The organism is Janthinobacterium sp. GW823-FHT01H08 (genome assembly GCF_058797855.1).
This window is the reverse complement of record NZ_CM179504.1, coordinates 3855642-3871515: the sequence shown is the minus strand read 5'-3', so window position 1 is coordinate 3871515 and position 15874 is coordinate 3855642. Positions and strand designations below refer to the sequence as shown.

The following is a 15874-nucleotide window of genomic DNA, read 5'->3' as shown; positions in this document are numbered from 1 at the left end:
CTTACTCCTTGATCAGCTGGTAGCCGAGACGGTACACGGTCTGCAGGCAGGAGCGGCCATCGGCCAGGCTGCCCAGTTTGCGGCGCAGGCTGCTCAAGTGCACGTCGATATTGCGGTCGAAGCGGGCCATGGGACGGCCCAGACCCAGTTCCGATAATTGATTCTTGCTGACGGGCTTGCCCGCATGGCGCACCAGCACTTCCAGCAAGTTGAATTCCGTGCTCGTCAGCTCCAGGTGCGCGCCGGCCCAGGAAACGCGGCGCTGTTCCGGCCACATCGTCAGTTGCCCTACGGTGAGCGGCGCCAGACCCGAGCTGTCGTGCGGCGCCGCCTGCGCGCGGCGCAGGATGGCGCGGATGCGCGCCGTCAGCTCGCGCGGCGTGCACGGTTTCGTCACGTAATCGTCGGCGCCCAGCTCCAGACCCACGATACGGTCCGTATCGTCGCCGCGCGCCGTCAGCATCAGGATGGGCAGGTTGCTGCCGGCGCGGATGCGGCGCAGGGTTTCCAGTCCATTCATGCGCGGCATCATGACGTCGAGGACGGCGATGGCGTACAGGCCCGTCAGCGCCTCGGCCGCGCCGCTTTCGCCGTCATGCACGGCGCGGGCATCGAAACCTTCCTGCGTCAGGTATTCCTGGAACATGCCGACCAGTTCCACGTCGTCATCGATTAACAAAACCTTGCTCATGCCTGTGCTTTTTTCGGGTGAATATCGCCCGATGATAGCAGTCAACAGGCGCGGCTCAGGGCCCTTTTACCCGCTTTTACATACGTCTGCTTACACTCCCGCACCTTCCTTTACACGCTTTTACGCGGCCCTAACGTTGCTTTACACGCCAGACGCCGACAATCAGGGCTGATCGTCACGAAAGGAAAGCCCGATGAAACACCTGAGTATTGTCCTGTCCCTGTTGTTGCTGTCCGCCTGCAGCATGCCGCTGGTCGCTCTGGCGCAGCAAGAATTAGCACCGGATGGCCCGCCGCCGCAAGCCATGCCAGGGTCGCCGTTCCTGCGCGGCATCGCATTGAGCGAAGCGCAGCAGGACAAGGTCTTCGCCGCCACCTATGCCCAGGCGCCCTTGCTGCGGGAACAGGAAAAGATCGCTTTCAAGGCCCACGAGCAGCTGCGCGCGCTGGCCGCCTCCAGCGCCTACGATGATGCGCAAGCCAGCGCGCTGGCGAACACGGCGGCGCAAGCCATGGCGAAGATCAGCTTGCAGCATGCGCGGCTGGAGCAGCAATTGCTGGCCGTGCTGACGGCGACACAGCGCCAGCAGGCGCTGCAGCGGCACGACAGCCGCCAGGGTCCGCGCGACCTCCGGCGCTCCGAGTAAGCGGCAGGCGCGAGCGCAGGGAGAGCCAGCATGCGCATCCATGCCTTGCGTCCGGGCAGCAGCTTGCAAGCGCTCTCGCGCCATGCGACGCAGGCGCTGTACCTGTGCGCCAGCCTGAATCCCGCCTTGGCGGGCTTGCCCCACTTGATGGAATATCTATGGAACTACATGATCACGGTCTGGCATCCGACCTCGAAATGATGCGGCAACAGGCGGCCGAGCGGCGACAGGTGCTGCGCTGGCTGCTGGCCGGCGCCGCCACCTTGCCCCTGATGAGCTGCGGCGGCGGGTCGGACGCCAGCGGCGCGGCGGCAGGCAGCGCCGCCGCTGGGGTCACGACACCCAGCACGGGCGCATGCACAGTGATTCCCGAGGAAACGGGCGGGCCGTATCCTGCCGATGGCACGAACACCTATGGCGGCAGCATCATTAACGTGCTGAACCAGTCGGGTGTCGTGCGCAGCGATATCCGCGCCAGTTTTAACGGCGCCACGGGTGTGGCGGCGGGTGTGCCGCTCACCATCAAGCTGCAGTTGCTTAACGCCAGCGGCGGCTGCGCCAGCCTGGCCGGTTACGCCGTGTATGTATGGCATTGCGACCGCGACGGCCTGTATTCGCTGTATTCGAGCGGCGTGACGGCGCAAAATTACCTGCGCGGCGTGCAGGAAACGGACAGCGCCGGCAACCTCAGCTTCACGACGATCTTTCCCGGCTGCTATGCGGGGCGCATGCCGCACGTGCATGTCGAGGTCTATCCCAGCCTGGCCAAGGCAGCCTCTGCCTCGAACCGCATCAAGACCTCGCAGTTCACTTTTCCAATGGCAACGTTGAATGAGGCCTACACGGCCAGCGGCTACACGGCCAGCGTGCGCAACCTGGCGCAGATCAGCTATGCCAGCGACAATGTCTTCAGCGACGGCACCAGCCTGCAGATGGCCACGGTGACGGGCAATGCCACGGATGGCTACGTCGTCACGCTGACGATCGCCGTCAATGGCTAAGTTGTCGTCATGAACCCCAGGTCGCGCCGGCTGAAGTTGCCGATGTTCGGGAACACCTCGGCCAGCTGGCTGTCGGCCACGCCGAACCACTTGGCCAGCGTGGCGCCGTACTGGTCGACGGAGGTGGTCGGCAGCAGGGCGCCGGAACCGACGTCCAGCTCATGGCCCAGGCCCGTGACGGGGAAGGTGCCGTAGATGTCGCGGCCCTTGACGGCGCCGCCCACGACAAAGTGGTGCGCGCCCCAGCCGTGATCCGTGCCATCGCCGTTGCTGCTGAAGGTGCGGCCGAAGTCCGACGCCGTAAAGGTCGTCACCTGGCGCCGCAGATCCGCGCCCTGCAGGGCCGCCAGGGTCGTGTCGAAGTAGGCGAGCGCATGGGCCAGCCGGGCCATCAGGTCGGCATGCAGCGCCTTTTGCCGGTCATGCGTGTCGAAGCCGCCCAGGGTCACATAAAATACTTGCCGTTTCACCCCCAGGGCGCCGCGTCCGCCGATGATGCGCGCCACCGTCTGCAATTGCACGGCCAGCGGATTGACGCCGGACGCGCCTGTGTTCGGATTGACGTAGGGCGGGGGATTCGGCACGCCCCCCGCGCCGGCCGCCAGCATGGCGCCGCTGAGGACGCTCTGGCTGGAGATGGCGCGCCCGATCGTGGCCACATGTTCCTGTTCCATCAGGTCGCTGCCGGCCGTCGTGATGATTTCACGCAATGCCGCCGGCCCCTGCGCCGTGCCGAACAGGCTGCCGCTGAGATCGATATTGCGAATCGGCACCGCACCGGCCTGGCCCACCTGGAACTGGCGCACCTGGCGTCCGCTCAGGAACAGCGCGTTCGATGCCGCGGATACGGCCGTGAACATGGCGTTGCTGTTGCCCGCGCCAAGCAAGTCGCCCAGACGTCCGCCCCAGCCCACGCTGGCGCCTTCCGGCAGGCCCGACTGCCAGGTCGATTGCTGGTCGTTATGCGAAAAAAGCTTGGACGGCAGGGCCACGCCGCCCGTCTTATATTGCGCTAGGGTAACTGGCTGGATCAGGGTGCCCACATTGGCGACGACGGCGGCGCGGCCGTCATCGAACAGGCTTTTCAGCGGAACGAGGGAGGGATGCAGGGCAAAGCTGCGTCCCGCTTGCACGGTGGCCGGCACGATGGGCAACACGCCCCCGGCTGCACCGACGGCGGGCAGGTGGATCGAATCATTGCTGCCCGTGTTGCGCAGGCGCGTGTATTCATTCCAGGACGATGTGTCGGTTGCCAGCACCGTGTTGAAGGCGTCGTTGCCACCAGCCATGAACAGGCACACGAGCGCTTTGTAGTCATCGGCCGACTGGGCGGCAGCCTGGCCCATGGCTGCCAGGTTGAGGGCGAACGGCGCGGCCGTGCTGCCGGCCAGGCTCAGCATGGAGCCGAGGAAGCGGCGGCGGGAAAAAGGGGGGAGATGGGACATGCGGCTTCCTTATTTCTGGACCAGGTATTCAGGCGAGGCCATCGACAGGAAGATGGCCAGGCGTACGCGGTAGGTTCTTGCGAGGTTGACCTGTGCGGCATTGCTGCCGGTGGCGGCCGGAATCGGCACGCTATTGACGGTGGACAGGATGGTGCCGCGCAGCTTGGTCGACATGTTGCCGGCCAAGAGCAGCAGGTCGACGCGGTCGAGCAAGGCTGCCGGCTGGTCGGCCAGGGCCAGCTCGGCCGCATAGTCCGCCTTCACCGAGGCATTTTCTCCCACGCCGCCGCTGATGGCGTCCTGGATGAAGTTCAGATAGCCGGTGACGGACGGCTCTGCCGTGATCTGCATTTCCGGCGCCACCAGACTGGCGGCGGCCAGCGGCGAATTGGGCGGGACATAGCTGGGACGGAAATAATTGAAGACGGAGGGTGCATTCATGGGATTCTGGCCCAGGCCCGTGAGCGGATCGCTCAGGTAATAGATGCGGTATTGCGAAGCTGCATCCTTGGCGTTAAAGGCGCGCATCCAGTTGCCCAGGCGCACCAGCGGTTCGCGCAATTTCCCCGTACGCAAGGTTGTGCCGGCCGGGGCCAGCGCCTCCGGATCGAGCAGCACGGCACGCAGCACCGCCTGCATGTCGCCGCGCACGCCAGCGCCATTATTGGCAAACGCGGCCGCTACCCGGCCCACATAGGCGGGGCTGGGATTGCTGGTGACGAGCCGCTGGATCAGCTGGCGGCCGAAGAAGGGGCCTGTATTCGGGTGGTTGAACAGAGTGTCGAGGGCTTGCGCCAGGTCGGCTTCGCCGGTAGTGGCGCCCGAAATACTGACTCCCAAGAAACGTTTTTCTCCGGTGGAATGGAAGGCCGTGTAATTCTGCATCGGTTTCCAGTCGCGGTCCGGATCGGCCACGCTGCCAAAGAAACGGTTAGCGGCCTGGTCTGGTCCGGCCCAGCTCCAGCCTGTCAATACTTTCGCCAGGCCGCTCACATCGTCGCGCGAGTAGGTATCGATGGGCTTGCCGCCGGACAATTTCAAGCTGCCGTCAGCGTTCAGCTGATACAGGCCGATCGTAAATAACTGCATGATTTCGCGGGCAAAATTCTCATCCGGGGTACGCGTTGCCGATTCCTTCTGATTGCGCAGGTGCGACAGATACAGACCCATCATCGGATGCGTGGCGACGCCTTGCAGCAAGGTGCGGAAGTTGCCGAAAGCATGTTGCCCCAGCATGTCGTAATAGCTGGCAACACCGCGCACGTGCGGCCACACGGCTTCGTTTTGCGTGGAAATGACGAAAATTTCCGACAGGGCAAACGCCGTGCGTTGTCGCAACTGGTCGTCGCCGCCTACGGCCTGCTGCCAGAATGATTCATAAAAATTCTGAGGCAAGGCCTTGCTGGCCGTCGTGTCCGCTGGTGGAAATTTCGCATCGAGATATTTGCGATGTAAGCTTTGCGGTCTGGAAAACTGGTACTGGAACCAGGCGTTGCTGTCGCTGGCGGCCAGTGCATCGATGGCCGCGATATTCGGCCCGAACGTGGCCCGGCCCAGGAAGCGTGACGCCTGCTGGCGCGTAAATGTCGTCACCTTCGCGGCCGGTGGCGTGGTCAGTGGGGGCGGCGGGACGGTTTCTGCGGGAACTGCCGGCTCGCCCGGCTTCATGTCCGCAGGCGGCGCCACCGTGGCGGTCGGGCTGTCGCCGCCACCGCCACCACAGGCGTTCAGCAAACTCAGAAGTGTTACAGCAGCCAGCAAGCGGCGCAAAGTAGGATGGATCATTTAGTTTCTTTGTGGCAATCAAAATCTGACCTCGTTATTGTATTGCCTGCCTACTGAAAGTGCGTGCTCAAAAGAACATTTGCGTCTTGTCTATTTTTCGATTTAATGCATTTTTGACCGATGTTAAATGATTTTTTATAGTATTTTGATGAACTTTATTTTTTACAAATGGAAAAATATTTTTACGCGAACGCCTGCTTGTGGTCGATAGGCGACGTAATAAATTCCCTCTAATTAAGCTTGTTTGAAAGCTCATGGACAGGGCGAAAACAGCTTCGCCGGAAACCATGGTTTTTATCGCATCGGCGAAAAGGCGTTCGCCGTCGCGTCCCGTTTTTCCCTCTGCACCTGGCTGGCATGGCCCTTGCGTCAGGGAGGCATGGACCACCCGCCCGCCTTTCACCGGAGCCTGTCATGACCAGCCGCCTGCTCGCCTATCGTCCCGAAATGGAATTGCCGGAAGCGCCGGGCGTGCTGTCCCTGCAGCACGAAGATGAGCTGGCACTGGCGGCGCAGTTGCTGGAATTGCAGGCGCCGTCCCAGTTCGATGCTTTCCTGGCGCGCCAGTTGGGCGCCACCGCGGCGGGCCAGCAAGTGCGCGGCACGCCGCTGGAAGGGCCGCTGCGCCAGCTGCTGGGCAAGGTGGTGGCGCCCCTGCTGCCCCTGCATGGCGGTTCGCCACAGGCGCTCAAGCGGCGCGCTGCGGGCATCTTCGGCATGGAACTGGAGGGCTTGAGCCCGGAAGACAAGGAATTCGAACTGGCGCGCCAGGTCGTGCATCTGATCGATGCCGTCAATACGGCGCTGACGCAGGACGGCGGCACGGGTGCGCGCGCGCCCAGGGCGCGGGTGGAAACGGCCCTGTTGCAAGTGGCACGCAGCGTGGCGCCAGGCTTGCTCAGGCAGGCGGCGCAAGCGCCGGGACCGGACGGTGGCCGCTGGCGCCGCGAGGGCGGGCACATCGTCGTGCTCGATTGTTAGCCGGACGGCCAGTCTGTCCGGCGCTGTAGTGTCAACCGAGGTGCTAACTTTTAGGAGCTCATCATGCATGACTTAGATCGTACGACCCTGGAATACGGGCAGGAGATGTCCGGCTTTGAAGCGGAACAGTTCGAGTTTGGCCAGGGCGAATGGAGCGGCGAGGGTGGCGCGAGCGCCATGTTTTCCGAAGCCGAGGAAATGGAACTGGCCAATGAACTGCTGTCGGTCAGCAATGAAGCCGAACTGGAACAGTTCCTCGGCAATTTCCTGCGCAAGGCCGCCTCGGTGGCGGGCGGCATCATCAAGTCGCCCGTGGGCCAAGCCATCGGCGGCGTGCTCAAGGGCGTAGCGAAAAAGGCGATACCGCTGGCCGGTGGCGCCATCGGCGGCTATTTCGGCGGCCCGCTGGGCGCCAAGATCGGCAGCGGCCTGGCCTCGGCCGCCGGCAATGCGCTGGGGCTGGAAGCGGAGGCCTCGTCGAACGAAGACCGCGAATTCGAGGGTGCCAAGCAGTTCGTGCGCCTGGCCGCCGACACGGTCAACCGCGCCGCGCAGGCACGCGGTTCGGGCGACCCGCGCGCCATCGCCCAGGCGGCCGCCAGCGCGGCGGCGCGCCAGTTCGCGCCCGGCCTGCTGGGCCGCCCCGGCAGCCAGGTCGCCACACAGAACGGCAGCGGCGCCGCTGCGGGCGGGACCATGGCCCAGGGCGGCGCGGCAAGGGGCTCGGCGGGCATGCGCCCCTCCAGCGGGCGCTGGGCGCGCCAGGGCCACAAGATCGTCCTGTACGGCGTCTGACATCATGGCCATCGGCGCTTATGCTGCCTGGATGCTGGCGCAGGAGGCGCGCTCGCTGCTGACGCGGCTGGCGCGGCTGGAACCGTTCGCGCTGATCGAGCCGACGGTGCTGGCGGCCGCCCTGATGCCCAGCGCCCAGTCGGCCATCGAGAGCCAGCTGGTGCAGGGCCGGCGCGAACTGCGGCGTATGGTGGCCCAGTTCCAGCACTGGCTGCGGCGCGAGCACGCCGATGGCGCCAGCATGGCCACCGCCGCCGAGGCGCAGCGCCGCTTCACCTTCCTGCGCCTGAAGTTCAATGCCGCGCTGACCCAGTTCGACCTGTTCAACGAAGTCATCACGCAGCGCAGCGAGCACAAGACGGGCGTGTGGCTGGCGGGCCTCGACATCGTCGCCGCCGACGCGCTGGCGCTGCCCGGCAATGTGTACCAGGCGCCGCCCGTCATCTGCTACCTGGACCGGGGCCCGGGCGCGGCCATCCGCCGCGCGCGCACGCGCCTGCCGGGCGGCGGCGACAATCCCGTCGCCATCATCCGCCTGCCGCGCGAACGCATGATCGGCAGCAGCATCGCCTCGTCGCTGGTGCACGAGGTGGGCCACCAGGGCGCGGCCCTGCTGGACCTGGTGGCGTCCTTGCGCCCCGTGCTGCAAGCCATGCAGCACGGCGGCAGCGGTCACGTTCACGTGTGGCAGTTATGGGAACGGTGGATTTCCGAGATCGTGGCCGATTTCTGGTCGCTGGCGCGGGTCGGCGTGGCCGCCACCCTGGGCCTGATCGGCGTGGTCAGCCTGCCGCGTGTATTTGTCTTCCGCCTCAATATCGACGACCCCCACCCGGTGCCGTGGCTGCGGGTGCGCCTGAGCTGTGCCATGGGACGGGCCTTGTATCCGCATCCGCAATGGGACCGGCTGGAGCAGCTGTGGCTGTCGTACTACCCGCTGACCGGCCTGCCACCGGCCCGGCAGCGGCTGCTGGAGCAGCTGCAGGCCAGCATGGCGGCCCTCGTGGGCTTGCTGGTGCAGCACCGGCCACCGGCCTTGCGCGGCGGCTCGCTGGTCGAAGCCATGGCCGTGCACACGCGCCAGCCCGCCATGCTGGCGCAGCTGTTTCGCAGCTGGACCCTGGCGCCGGCGCAGATGTACCAGGCCGCGCCGACCCTGGTGTTCGCCGTGCTGGGCCAGGCGCGCGCCAGCGGTACCTTGAGTCCGGAAGACGAAAGCGAGCTGCTGGGGCGTTTGCTGACCCACTGGGCCTTGCGCAGCACCCTGGACACGTCGGAGCTGTGCGCCGACGTCGTGCGGCATGGCCGCCAGTCCGGCAGGTTGCTGCCGCCCCTGGCATCCCGTTTGATTATCCATTGAGGAGAACGACATGAGCAGCAAGATGAGCAGCAAAAGCAGAGGGGCGGGCCAGGCGGGTCCGAAACACCACGGCGGCAGCATCGCGGTCACCGTACACGAGCAGGACAGCGGGGCCATGGTCGTCAATGCCGCCATCAGCCTGTACCGGGGAGCCGAGGCGGATTGCCACAACTTCAATGCCGCCACCTGGGTGCCTGATCCCGCCATGCTGGTGGGCGTGCGCTGGACGGATGGGCGTGGCGGCACCGTGTTTACCGACCTGATGACGGGCAGTTACGTGGGGGTGTATGGCAATTTCCCCGCCACGGCGCCCCAGTGCGTGACGGTGCAGGCCGGCTGCAGCGCCGTATTGTGCTTCACGCCCCAACTCAACCCGCAGGTGACGCTGGCGTTTGAAACGGCCGACTGCCATCCCAGCGACTGTCAGTTCGGCAGGGTGGGCGACCGCGCCATCGCCACCGTCTCGTTTGACGGCGATCAGAGCGCCGACGGGCGCGACCAGGTGCAACTGCTGGCCGCCGCGCCGTGGGTGCCCATGCGCGGTACGCCGAACGCGTTTTCCACGCCGGTGCGGCGCGCGGGCATGCACCGCTTCATGGGACAGATGATGCTGTCGCAGCGTCCCGAACTGCGCAACGCCTTGCCCGTGCCGGAAGGGCTGAGCCCGCACGCCATGCTGGCGCTCGACGCGGAATACGAGACGGAAGAGCGCCAGCCGCAGCCCATCACGGGCAACGTGGGCGTGTCGCTGACGCGCACGGAAACGGAGCCGACGGAAGACTTGCCGCTGTGGACCCTGATACGCAACAGTACCGAGGCGATGTCGTTTACCAACTACCTGCATTTTATGGACAGCCTGTTTTGCGGCGACCTGGCCAGCGTACGGGGTTTCGAGCAGGAACGCTTCGTGAAAAAGGCCGACATGTTCCAGCAGCTCAAGCAGCGCCGCGCGCTGCCGTTTTCCGATGCCGATTCCTACCGCGTGCTGAAAGTGGCGACGGAAGCGTTCGTGATGGTCAATTGCGGCGTGCTGAATCAACCGCTGGCCTTCAATCCGGCCGAGGACAACGCCTATCTGGACCGGCGCGACATACCGCAAGGGCGCGACCTGGAAACCGTGCTGCGCAACGATTACCTGGAAAACGTGGACGGCTTCCAGACCTTGCCCTACCTGGCCGTGATCCGCCGCAAGCTGCCCGACATCCCCATCAGCATCCCGCGCGGCCAGGAAGGCGAGGTCGACCTGTGCTTTGGCATCATCCAGGAAAAGCTGGCCAATCCCTGCCTGCTGGAACTGATCTGGTCGTACTGGCATGAAGAAGGCATGCTGGTGCAGACCATGAACGCCATCGCGCAGCGCTTCCAGAACTTGCGCGCGCCGGGCAACCATCTCGATCCTTTGTCGAACACGGAAATCGACATGCTGCGTCCGCTGAATAATTTACTGTGGGGATACACGCAGGATGAACAGCATCGGCTGACCGTGATGCGCCGGAACTACGAGTATGACCATCACTACGGTGTGCGCCTGGACGGCAAGGCAGTGCAGCACTTCCGGCCAGCCGACAGCCGCTCCAAATTCCTGGAGGCCTTCCACCACTTGCTGCGCCTGCTGACCTCGTTCTACAAGCAGGATGACGACACCACCGTGAAGGCGGATGCCTTCCCGGTGCTGAATGCACTCAAGGAGATCCACCTGATCCTGTCGCAGGGCGCGCACAACCAGTTCGGCGACTTGCCGTCGACGGCGCGCATCGAGATGCTGATGCAGCAATGGATGCTGGCGCGGCCCGAATTCCGCGAATTTTTGCCCACGCGCGTGATGGTCGCGTATCCGGAACCGTGGATGGACAGGGTCGACGCCATGAAGAAACTGCAGGGCTGGACGGACACGAGCGTCATGCATTTCCGTAACCTGGCCATTTTTGGCGAGCAATTGCTGCTCTCCGTGCGCTACGGCAACTGGAGCGATATCTATGAACCGACCCAGGCCTTCAACTGGGCGCGCTTCTGGCGGCCGCAAGTGCAAGGCTATATCCACGGCTACCGCGCCGCCACCGGGGTCGATCTGTCCGTCGACAGCAGCGACCCGGTGGTCGAATCGACGATGCCTTCGGTGTTGCTGCGCCAGCGCCTGAGCCAGCAGCTGCGCAGCGTCTAGGGCGGGAGCGGGGCGCGTGCATGCTCGACTTTACCAGTGCCCTGTACTTGGGCATGCGCCATCCGGCGGCCTCGCTGGCGCCGTGGAGCAGCCTGACCCTGGGCCAGCCGGCCGCGCTGCGGGAGCCGCCGGGCGCGCAAGCGCTGGCCGCGGCCCTGGCTGCGCTGCAAGGCTGCGAGGCGGCCTGCGTGCTGCCGTCGACCTTGCACCTGTTCTGGGACCTGTTCGGCATGCTGGCTGCCGAGCGGCTGGTGATCCTCATCGATGGCGGCAGCTATGCCATCGCGCGCTGGGGCGCCGAGCGGGCGCAGGCGCTGGGCTTGCCGCTGCGCTTGTTTCCCAGCGGCGATATGGCGGCGCTGCGGCGCCTGGCGGCGGCCTGGGGCAGGCAGGGGCGGCGTCCACTGATCCTGGCCGACGGCTATGTGCCGGGCAGCGACCAGGTCTTGCCGCTGGCCGCTTATGCGGCCCTGGCGCGCCAGGGCGGCGGCTATCTGCTGCTGGACGACACGCAGGTGCTGGGCGTGGCGGGCGCGCAAGGCGGCGGCTCGGCGCGGCTGCACGGCTTGCGGGGGGCTTGCGACGAAGCGGGCGGCCATTTGATCGTCGGCGCCTCGCTGGCCAAGGGCTTTGGCGTGCCGCTGGCCGTGCTGGCGGGCAGCGGCGGCCTGTTGCAGCGCTTTGCGGCGCACAGCCAGACGCGCGTGCATGCCAGTCCGCCGTCGGCCGCCGTGCTGGCGGCCGCGCGGCGTGCCATGGCGCTCAATGCGCGCCACGGCAACGCGCTGCGCGCCCGGCTGGCGGACAGGGTGGCGCAATGGCGGACGGGAATGGCGGCGGCCGGCATTGCCTGCCGGGGCGGCAGCTTTCCCGTGCAGCGCCTGCCAGGACGCGCCCACTTGCAGCCGGCCTTGCGCGCGGCGGGCGTGCTGGCGCTGGCGCAAGCGGGGGAAGGTTCCGGGGCGCTGACTTTTCTGCTGCGGGCGGACCAGACGCCCGGGCAACTGGAGCAGGCGATGAATTTGCTTGAACATCACACGAGGAGGCGATATGAACGACGCGTTTGAAATGCTGCCCTTTGCGGGGCAAGCGGGAGCGGCAGGTGAGTACGAGTGGGAGCAGGAGCAGGAGTGGGCGCAGGAGGGGGAATCCGAGTCCGAGTGGGAGGGCGAGCGCTGGCGGCCCGGCAGCGGGCGCTATGGCGGCGGCGTGCGCGCGCGGCCACCGCTGCGCGGCCCGCGCCGCCCCATGCCGCCGCGCTACCAGGCGAATCCGGCGCGTCGGCCCCCACGCCCCGCGCCGCCGCCCTTGCCCTACCTGCCGCCGCGCTACCGGGGCTGGGGCGGCTATCCGGCCATCTATCCCACGCTTTATCCGGCGCCCTATCCCGTGGCGGAACCCGCGTTTGGAGACCAGCAGGAGCCGGAACCTGACCAGGACCAAGGGCAGGACCAGGGGCAGGACGACGGCCAGCAGCAGGGCGAAATCCCGCCGACCCTGGCCGGCACCATGGGCCGGGTGCCGGAAGCGGCCGCCCTCAATTACCTGGCGCTGGGGACGCTGGCCAATGCCTTGCGCGATCCGAATGGCCGGGGGCCGGGCCTGTATGTGATCGAATTCGATGCGGGCGGGCGCCGCCGCGCCTACAGCGGCCAGACGGACGACCTGCACCGGCGCCTGCTGCAGCACCGGCTGTGCGGCCAGATGATGGGCGTGGACCTGAGCGGGCACCAGGTGTATGTGGCGCCCCTGTCCTCGGCGGCGCAGCGGCGCCGCATCGAGCAGCGCATCCACGACGACATGTTCGCCAACCAGCGCGGCGTGCTGACCAACCAGCGGCGCGAACTGGAACTGGCCGTGCTCGGTGAAATGTGGAGCTGAATGTGGACCCGGAAGCCACGCCTTGATCATTGCGAAGGAGAGCATCATGCACCAACTCGAATGCGCATGCGCGCAATGCCGGCAGCGGGCCGGCGCCGCGTTTGAAGTGCTGGAATTCGGCCCGGACTGGCCCGGCAAGGGGGCGGCGCCGGCCGTCTTGAGCGAAGAGGAGGAATTGCAGCTGGCCATGGAATTGCTGGAAGTGGCCAGCGAGGAGGAACTGGAGCAGTTTCTGGGCAAGGTCTTCAAGAGCGTATGGAAGGGCGTCAAGAAAGTGGGTTCCACTATCGCCAAGGTGGCCAAGCCCCTGGGCGGCGCCTTGAAGGCCGTGGCCAAGACGGCTTTGCCCTTCGTCGGCGGCGCTCTCGGTTCGATGATACCGATACCGGGCGTGGGCACGGCGCTCGGTTCCGCCCTGGGGCGCGCGGCCAGCGATGCGCTGGAGCTGGAAATGGAAGCCGAGGCGCCGGCCGAGCGCGAACTGGAGATGGCGCGCCGCTTCGTGCGCATCGCGGGGCAGGCGGCCCGTCTGGCGGCCGACGGCGATGGCAGTGCGCGCGCCGTCGAGAGTGCGCTGACGCGGGCCTTGCATCAGCAATTGCCGCATTTCCGCTCGCCTGCGCCGCAGCAGGAAGAGGAAAGCGGGCGCTGGCGCCGACGCGGCAACCGCATCGTCGTCATGGGCGACTGGAACTGAGCGCAGGGAGGCGGGCATGGCGCTGGTCATCGATAGTCACTGCCATGCGGGGCCAGGCGACGGCTTGAGCGGGCCGTGGGACAGCGATGCGCCGCTGCACGCCTACCTGCGCCGGGCCCAGGCGGCCGGCATCGCCCGCAGCGTGCTGTTCGCCGCCTTCCACTCCGATTATGCGATTGCCAACCACGGCGTGGCGCGCCTGGCCGCTTCCGATCCGCAGCGTTTTTATGGCTTTGCCTTCGTGCATGCGCGGCGCGACCGGGGCCGCATCATGGACCTGGTGCGCACGGCCGTCGAACGCTATGGTTTTGTCGGCATCAAGGCGCACCGCTTTGACGCGCGTATCAGCGGCGAAGTGTGCGACGCGGCCCGTTTCTTCGGTCTGCCCGTGCTGTACGACCCGGCCGGCGAGGTGGCCGTGGCCGAACTGCTGGCGCAGCAGTATCCCGACGTCAACTTCATCCTGCCCCACCTGGGCAGTTTCGGCGACGACTGGGCGGCCCAGCTGGCGCTGATCGACCATCTGGTACGCCACCGCAACATCCATACGGACAGCTCGGGCGTGCGCCGCTTTGATTTACTGGAACAGGCCGTGCGCCGTGCCGGGCCGCACAAGGTCTTGTTCGGCTCGGATGGCCCCTGGTTGCATCCGGGGCTGGAATTGCACAAGATTCACTTGCTGGGCTTGCCGCCGCTGGATGCGGCGCTGATCACGGGCGGCAATTTTTTGCGGCTGGCGGGGCTGGCGTGAGACAGATCACAGGGCGGCTGGCGTGGCCAGCGGTGTCGCGGCAGTAGCGGCTTGCGCCGTGCAGGCGGCCGCCTTGCGGCGTATCTGCAGGGCGCGGTCCGTCACACCCAGGCGGGCGGCGGAGCGCTGGTTGTTGCCGTGTTCCTCGGCCAGCACCAGGCGGATGGCCACGTCGGCGGCGCAGCGTGTGATGTGCGACAGCTTGCAGCCTTGGGCCAGGGCCCGCCGCACGGCCGCCTCGAAATGCTGGTCGGGCCAGGCCGGCGCCAGCAGCCGTTCCTCGGGCGGCAGGGCGCCGATGGTGATGGGGCCGGGGCCGCAATGGCGGTGCCAGATGCGCGTGACGGTCTGGCGCAGTTCGCGCACATTGCCCGGATAATCGCGCAGCAGCAGATATTCGCGCACGGCGGCGTCCAGCGGGGGCGGCTCTTGTTGGGCCAGTTCAGCGAGAAAATGCCGGGCCAGCGGCAGGATGTCGTCCTGGCGCTCGCGCAGGGGCGGCGTCTGGCAACGCCAGCCGGCGATGCGGTAATACAGGTCGGCGCGAAAGGCGCCGCGCGCCACTTCGTCTTCCAGTTCGCGGTTGGTGGCGCAGACGAGGCGAAACTGGGTTGGCTGCCAGGTATTGCCGCCCACGCGCTTGTATTTGCGTTCCTGGATGGCGCGCAGCAGCTGGGCCTGCAGCGGCAGCGGCAGTTCGCCTACTTCATCGAGGAAGAGCACGCCGCCGTCCGCCAGGGCAAAAGCGCCGTCGCGCGCGGCCGCCGCGCCCGTAAAGGCGCCCCGTTCATGGCCGAACAGTTCGCTGCCCGCCAGTTCCGGCGACAGGGTGGTGCAGTCGAGGACGATGAAGCCGCCGCTGCAGTTGCCGAGGCGGTGGACCAGTTGCGCCAGTAAATCCTTGCCCGTGCCCGTTTCACCCATGATCAGCATCGACGCCTGGCTGAAGGCGGCCATTTCCACCACCTGGTGCAGCAGGGCGCTCCAGGCGGCGCTGTCGCCCACCAGCTGCCGGCGCACGGCGCTGGAGGCCAGCAGCTGCGCCACGGCTTGCCAGCGTTGCAGGCGCGCCAGCACCGGGCCCGCATCGACGCTGCCCGCCGGCCACAGCAGCACGTCGAGCACGCCGGCGGCCATCAGCGCGCGCTGTTGCGCGCAGCTGGGTGGCTGGCCGCAGGCGGCAATGGCCAGCACGCGGGCATGGCAGCACAGTGCCGGCAGTGCTTGCAGCAGCTTGGCATCGGCTTCGGCAAACAACACGATGCCCGCTGCATCTTCCTCACCTTCGTGCCGCCGGGCTATAGTTACCTGAGCCTGCTTCAAGGCCGTCATCAGCAAGGCGCCACTGCCAGCCGCCGCCTGCTGCACGATTTCCAGCCACACCTTGAGCATCATATGCCAGCCATCACAGGGCACGAGTCGCCCATCTTAGAAGCCCGATACCCCAGCCGTTTGATCTGGCACAAGCGTGCGCGGAAGGCGCACAATGAAAAACGCCGCCTGACTCACATCAGGCGGCTCTATTGAATGACGTACAACAAACGTCAGAATTAACCGTTTTTAACGAACGTCACGACGGTTCATCCAATCGTAGCGAGCGGAAGCGAATTGTGGCCGAGAAGCGCAACCGTACTGAAGTACGGTGAGCATCGCAGGCCGCAAGTCGCGACGCGCAGCAGA

16 protein-coding genes are annotated in these 15874 nt (G+C 66.3%); 11 read left to right on the top strand and 5 right to left on the bottom strand.

Translation table 11 applies throughout. The annotated features are described in order from the left end of the window. Nucleotide 1: 1 nt before the first annotated feature. Nucleotides 2–691, bottom strand: coding sequence for a response regulator transcription factor (locus AC3RCG_RS17315; protein WP_070291600.1), 690 nt, complete (start codon nt 689–691; stop codon nt 2–4). A gap of 193 nt (nt 692–884) precedes the next feature. On the opposite strand from AC3RCG_RS17315, the gene AC3RCG_RS17310 reads away from it, so the two are divergent. From AC3RCG_RS17310 to AC3RCG_RS17300, 3 genes are read left to right on the top strand one after another with little or no spacing between them, the layout of a single operon-like run. Further along, nucleotides 885–1337 carry a Spy/CpxP family protein refolding chaperone gene (locus AC3RCG_RS17310; RefSeq protein WP_492402926.1) on the top strand — a complete coding sequence of 151 codons (453 nt, stop codon included), beginning with the start codon at nt 885–887 and terminating at the stop codon, nt 1335–1337. A 30-nt stretch (nt 1338–1367) separates the two neighbouring features. After that, nucleotides 1368–1538: a hypothetical protein gene (locus AC3RCG_RS17305; RefSeq protein WP_162995707.1), complete on the top strand. Its 171-nt coding sequence runs from the start codon at nt 1368–1370 to the stop codon at nt 1536–1538. Continuing rightward, a complete protein-coding gene (locus AC3RCG_RS17300) occupies nt 1496–2338 on the top strand; it encodes a dioxygenase family protein (protein ID WP_492402928.1) in 843 nt (280 codons plus the stop codon). The genes AC3RCG_RS17305 and AC3RCG_RS17300 overlap by 43 nt, the downstream gene beginning before the upstream one ends. Here AC3RCG_RS17300 and AC3RCG_RS17295 read toward each other — a convergent pair. From AC3RCG_RS17295 to AC3RCG_RS17285, 3 genes are all read right to left on the bottom strand, one after another. Further along, entirely contained in the window at nt 2335–3783 is a 1449-nt protein-coding gene (locus AC3RCG_RS17295) for a DUF1501 domain-containing protein (protein WP_492402930.1), read from the bottom strand. The genes AC3RCG_RS17300 and AC3RCG_RS17295 overlap by 4 nt on opposite strands. 9 nt (nt 3784–3792) lie before the next feature. Further along, the gene (locus AC3RCG_RS17290; protein WP_070224460.1) at nt 3793–5568 is read right to left on the bottom strand and encodes a DUF1800 domain-containing protein; all 1776 of its coding nucleotides are present in this window, start codon (nt 5566–5568) and stop codon (nt 3793–3795) included. 67 nt (nt 5569–5635) lie between these two features. Further along, nucleotides 5636–5956: a hypothetical protein gene (locus AC3RCG_RS17285; RefSeq protein ID WP_139143846.1), complete on the bottom strand. Its 321-nt coding sequence runs from the start codon at nt 5954–5956 to the stop codon at nt 5636–5638. Nucleotides 5957–5982: 26 nt separating this feature from the next. Between AC3RCG_RS17285 and AC3RCG_RS17280 the strand changes: the two genes are divergently transcribed. The 8 genes from AC3RCG_RS17280 (at nt 5983) to AC3RCG_RS17245 (ending at nt 14194) form a co-directional block, all read left to right on the top strand. Next, the gene (locus tag AC3RCG_RS17280; protein ID WP_070224459.1) at nt 5983–6549 is read left to right on the top strand and encodes a hypothetical protein; all 567 of its coding nucleotides are present in this window, start codon (nt 5983–5985) and stop codon (nt 6547–6549) included. A 63-nt stretch (nt 6550–6612) separates the two neighbouring features. Continuing rightward, entirely contained in the window at nt 6613–7344 is a 732-nt protein-coding gene (locus AC3RCG_RS17275; RefSeq protein ID WP_071650285.1) for a hypothetical protein, read from the top strand. Between the two features lie 55 nt (nt 7345–7399). Next, the gene (locus AC3RCG_RS17270; protein ID WP_492490451.1) at nt 7400–8704 is read left to right on the top strand and encodes a hypothetical protein; all 1305 of its coding nucleotides are present in this window, start codon (nt 7400–7402) and stop codon (nt 8702–8704) included. A 10-nt stretch (nt 8705–8714) separates the two neighbouring features. Beyond that, nucleotides 8715–10865 carry a hypothetical protein gene (locus AC3RCG_RS17265; protein WP_070224457.1) on the top strand — a complete coding sequence of 717 codons (2151 nt, stop codon included), beginning with the start codon at nt 8715–8717 and terminating at the stop codon, nt 10863–10865. Between the two features lie 20 nt (nt 10866–10885). Beyond that, nucleotides 10886–11932 carry an aminotransferase class I/II-fold pyridoxal phosphate-dependent enzyme gene (locus tag AC3RCG_RS17260; RefSeq protein ID WP_492402934.1) on the top strand — a complete coding sequence of 349 codons (1047 nt, stop codon included), beginning with the start codon at nt 10886–10888 and terminating at the stop codon, nt 11930–11932. After that, entirely contained in the window at nt 11916–12746 is an 831-nt protein-coding gene (locus AC3RCG_RS17255) for a GIY-YIG nuclease family protein (RefSeq protein ID WP_070224455.1), read from the top strand. Before AC3RCG_RS17260 ends, AC3RCG_RS17255 begins: the two co-directional genes overlap by 17 nt. 46 nt (nt 12747–12792) lie before the next feature. Next, nucleotides 12793–13443: a hypothetical protein gene (locus AC3RCG_RS17250; RefSeq protein ID WP_139143845.1), complete on the top strand. Its 651-nt coding sequence runs from the start codon at nt 12793–12795 to the stop codon at nt 13441–13443. A 16-nt stretch (nt 13444–13459) separates the two neighbouring features. Then, nucleotides 13460–14194, top strand: a complete 735-nt coding sequence (locus AC3RCG_RS17245; protein ID WP_240453383.1) for an amidohydrolase family protein — start codon at nt 13460–13462, stop codon at nt 14192–14194. Nucleotides 14195–14200: 6 nt separating this feature from the next. On the opposite strand, the gene AC3RCG_RS17240 is transcribed toward AC3RCG_RS17245, so the two are convergent. Next, nucleotides 14201–15589 (bottom strand): sigma-54-dependent transcriptional regulator, encoded by a 1389-nt coding sequence (locus AC3RCG_RS17240; protein WP_070224453.1) that lies wholly within the window; start codon nt 15587–15589, stop codon nt 14201–14203. Nucleotides 15590–15874 lie beyond the last annotated feature (285 nt).

Bases quoted from the DNA above. Each gene is read 5' to 3' on its own strand.
- AC3RCG_RS17265 (WP_070224457.1), top strand. From the start codon at position 8,715: ATGAGCAGCAAGATGAGCAGCAAAAGCAGAGGGGCGGGCCAGGCGGGT.
- AC3RCG_RS17280 (WP_070224459.1), top strand. From the start codon at position 5,983: ATGACCAGCCGCCTGCTCGCCTATCGTCCCGAAATGGAATTGCCGGAA.
- AC3RCG_RS17245 (WP_240453383.1), top strand. From the start codon at position 13,460: ATGGCGCTGGTCATCGATAGTCACTGCCATGCGGGGCCAGGCGACGGC.
- AC3RCG_RS17310 (WP_492402926.1), top strand. From the start codon at position 885: ATGAAACACCTGAGTATTGTCCTGTCCCTGTTGTTGCTGTCCGCCTGC.
- AC3RCG_RS17260 (WP_492402934.1), top strand. From the start codon at position 10,886: ATGCTCGACTTTACCAGTGCCCTGTACTTGGGCATGCGCCATCCGGCG.
- AC3RCG_RS17255 (WP_070224455.1), top strand. From the start codon at position 11,916: ATGAACGACGCGTTTGAAATGCTGCCCTTTGCGGGGCAAGCGGGAGCG.
- AC3RCG_RS17250 (WP_139143845.1), top strand. From the start codon at position 12,793: ATGCACCAACTCGAATGCGCATGCGCGCAATGCCGGCAGCGGGCCGGC.
- AC3RCG_RS17315 (WP_070291600.1), bottom strand. From the start codon at position 691: ATGAGCAAGGTTTTGTTAATCGATGACGACGTGGAACTGGTCGGCATG.
- AC3RCG_RS17290 (WP_070224460.1), bottom strand. From the start codon at position 5,568: ATGATCCATCCTACTTTGCGCCGCTTGCTGGCTGCTGTAACACTTCTG.
- AC3RCG_RS17240 (WP_070224453.1), bottom strand. From the start codon at position 15,589: ATGATGCTCAAGGTGTGGCTGGAAATCGTGCAGCAGGCGGCGGCTGGC.
- AC3RCG_RS17275 (WP_071650285.1), top strand. From the start codon at position 6,613: ATGCATGACTTAGATCGTACGACCCTGGAATACGGGCAGGAGATGTCC.
- AC3RCG_RS17305 (WP_162995707.1), top strand. From the start codon at position 1,368: ATGCGCATCCATGCCTTGCGTCCGGGCAGCAGCTTGCAAGCGCTCTCG.
- AC3RCG_RS17295 (WP_492402930.1), bottom strand. From the start codon at position 3,783: ATGTCCCATCTCCCCCCTTTTTCCCGCCGCCGCTTCCTCGGCTCCATG.
- AC3RCG_RS17300 (WP_492402928.1), top strand. From the start codon at position 1,496: ATGGAACTACATGATCACGGTCTGGCATCCGACCTCGAAATGATGCGG.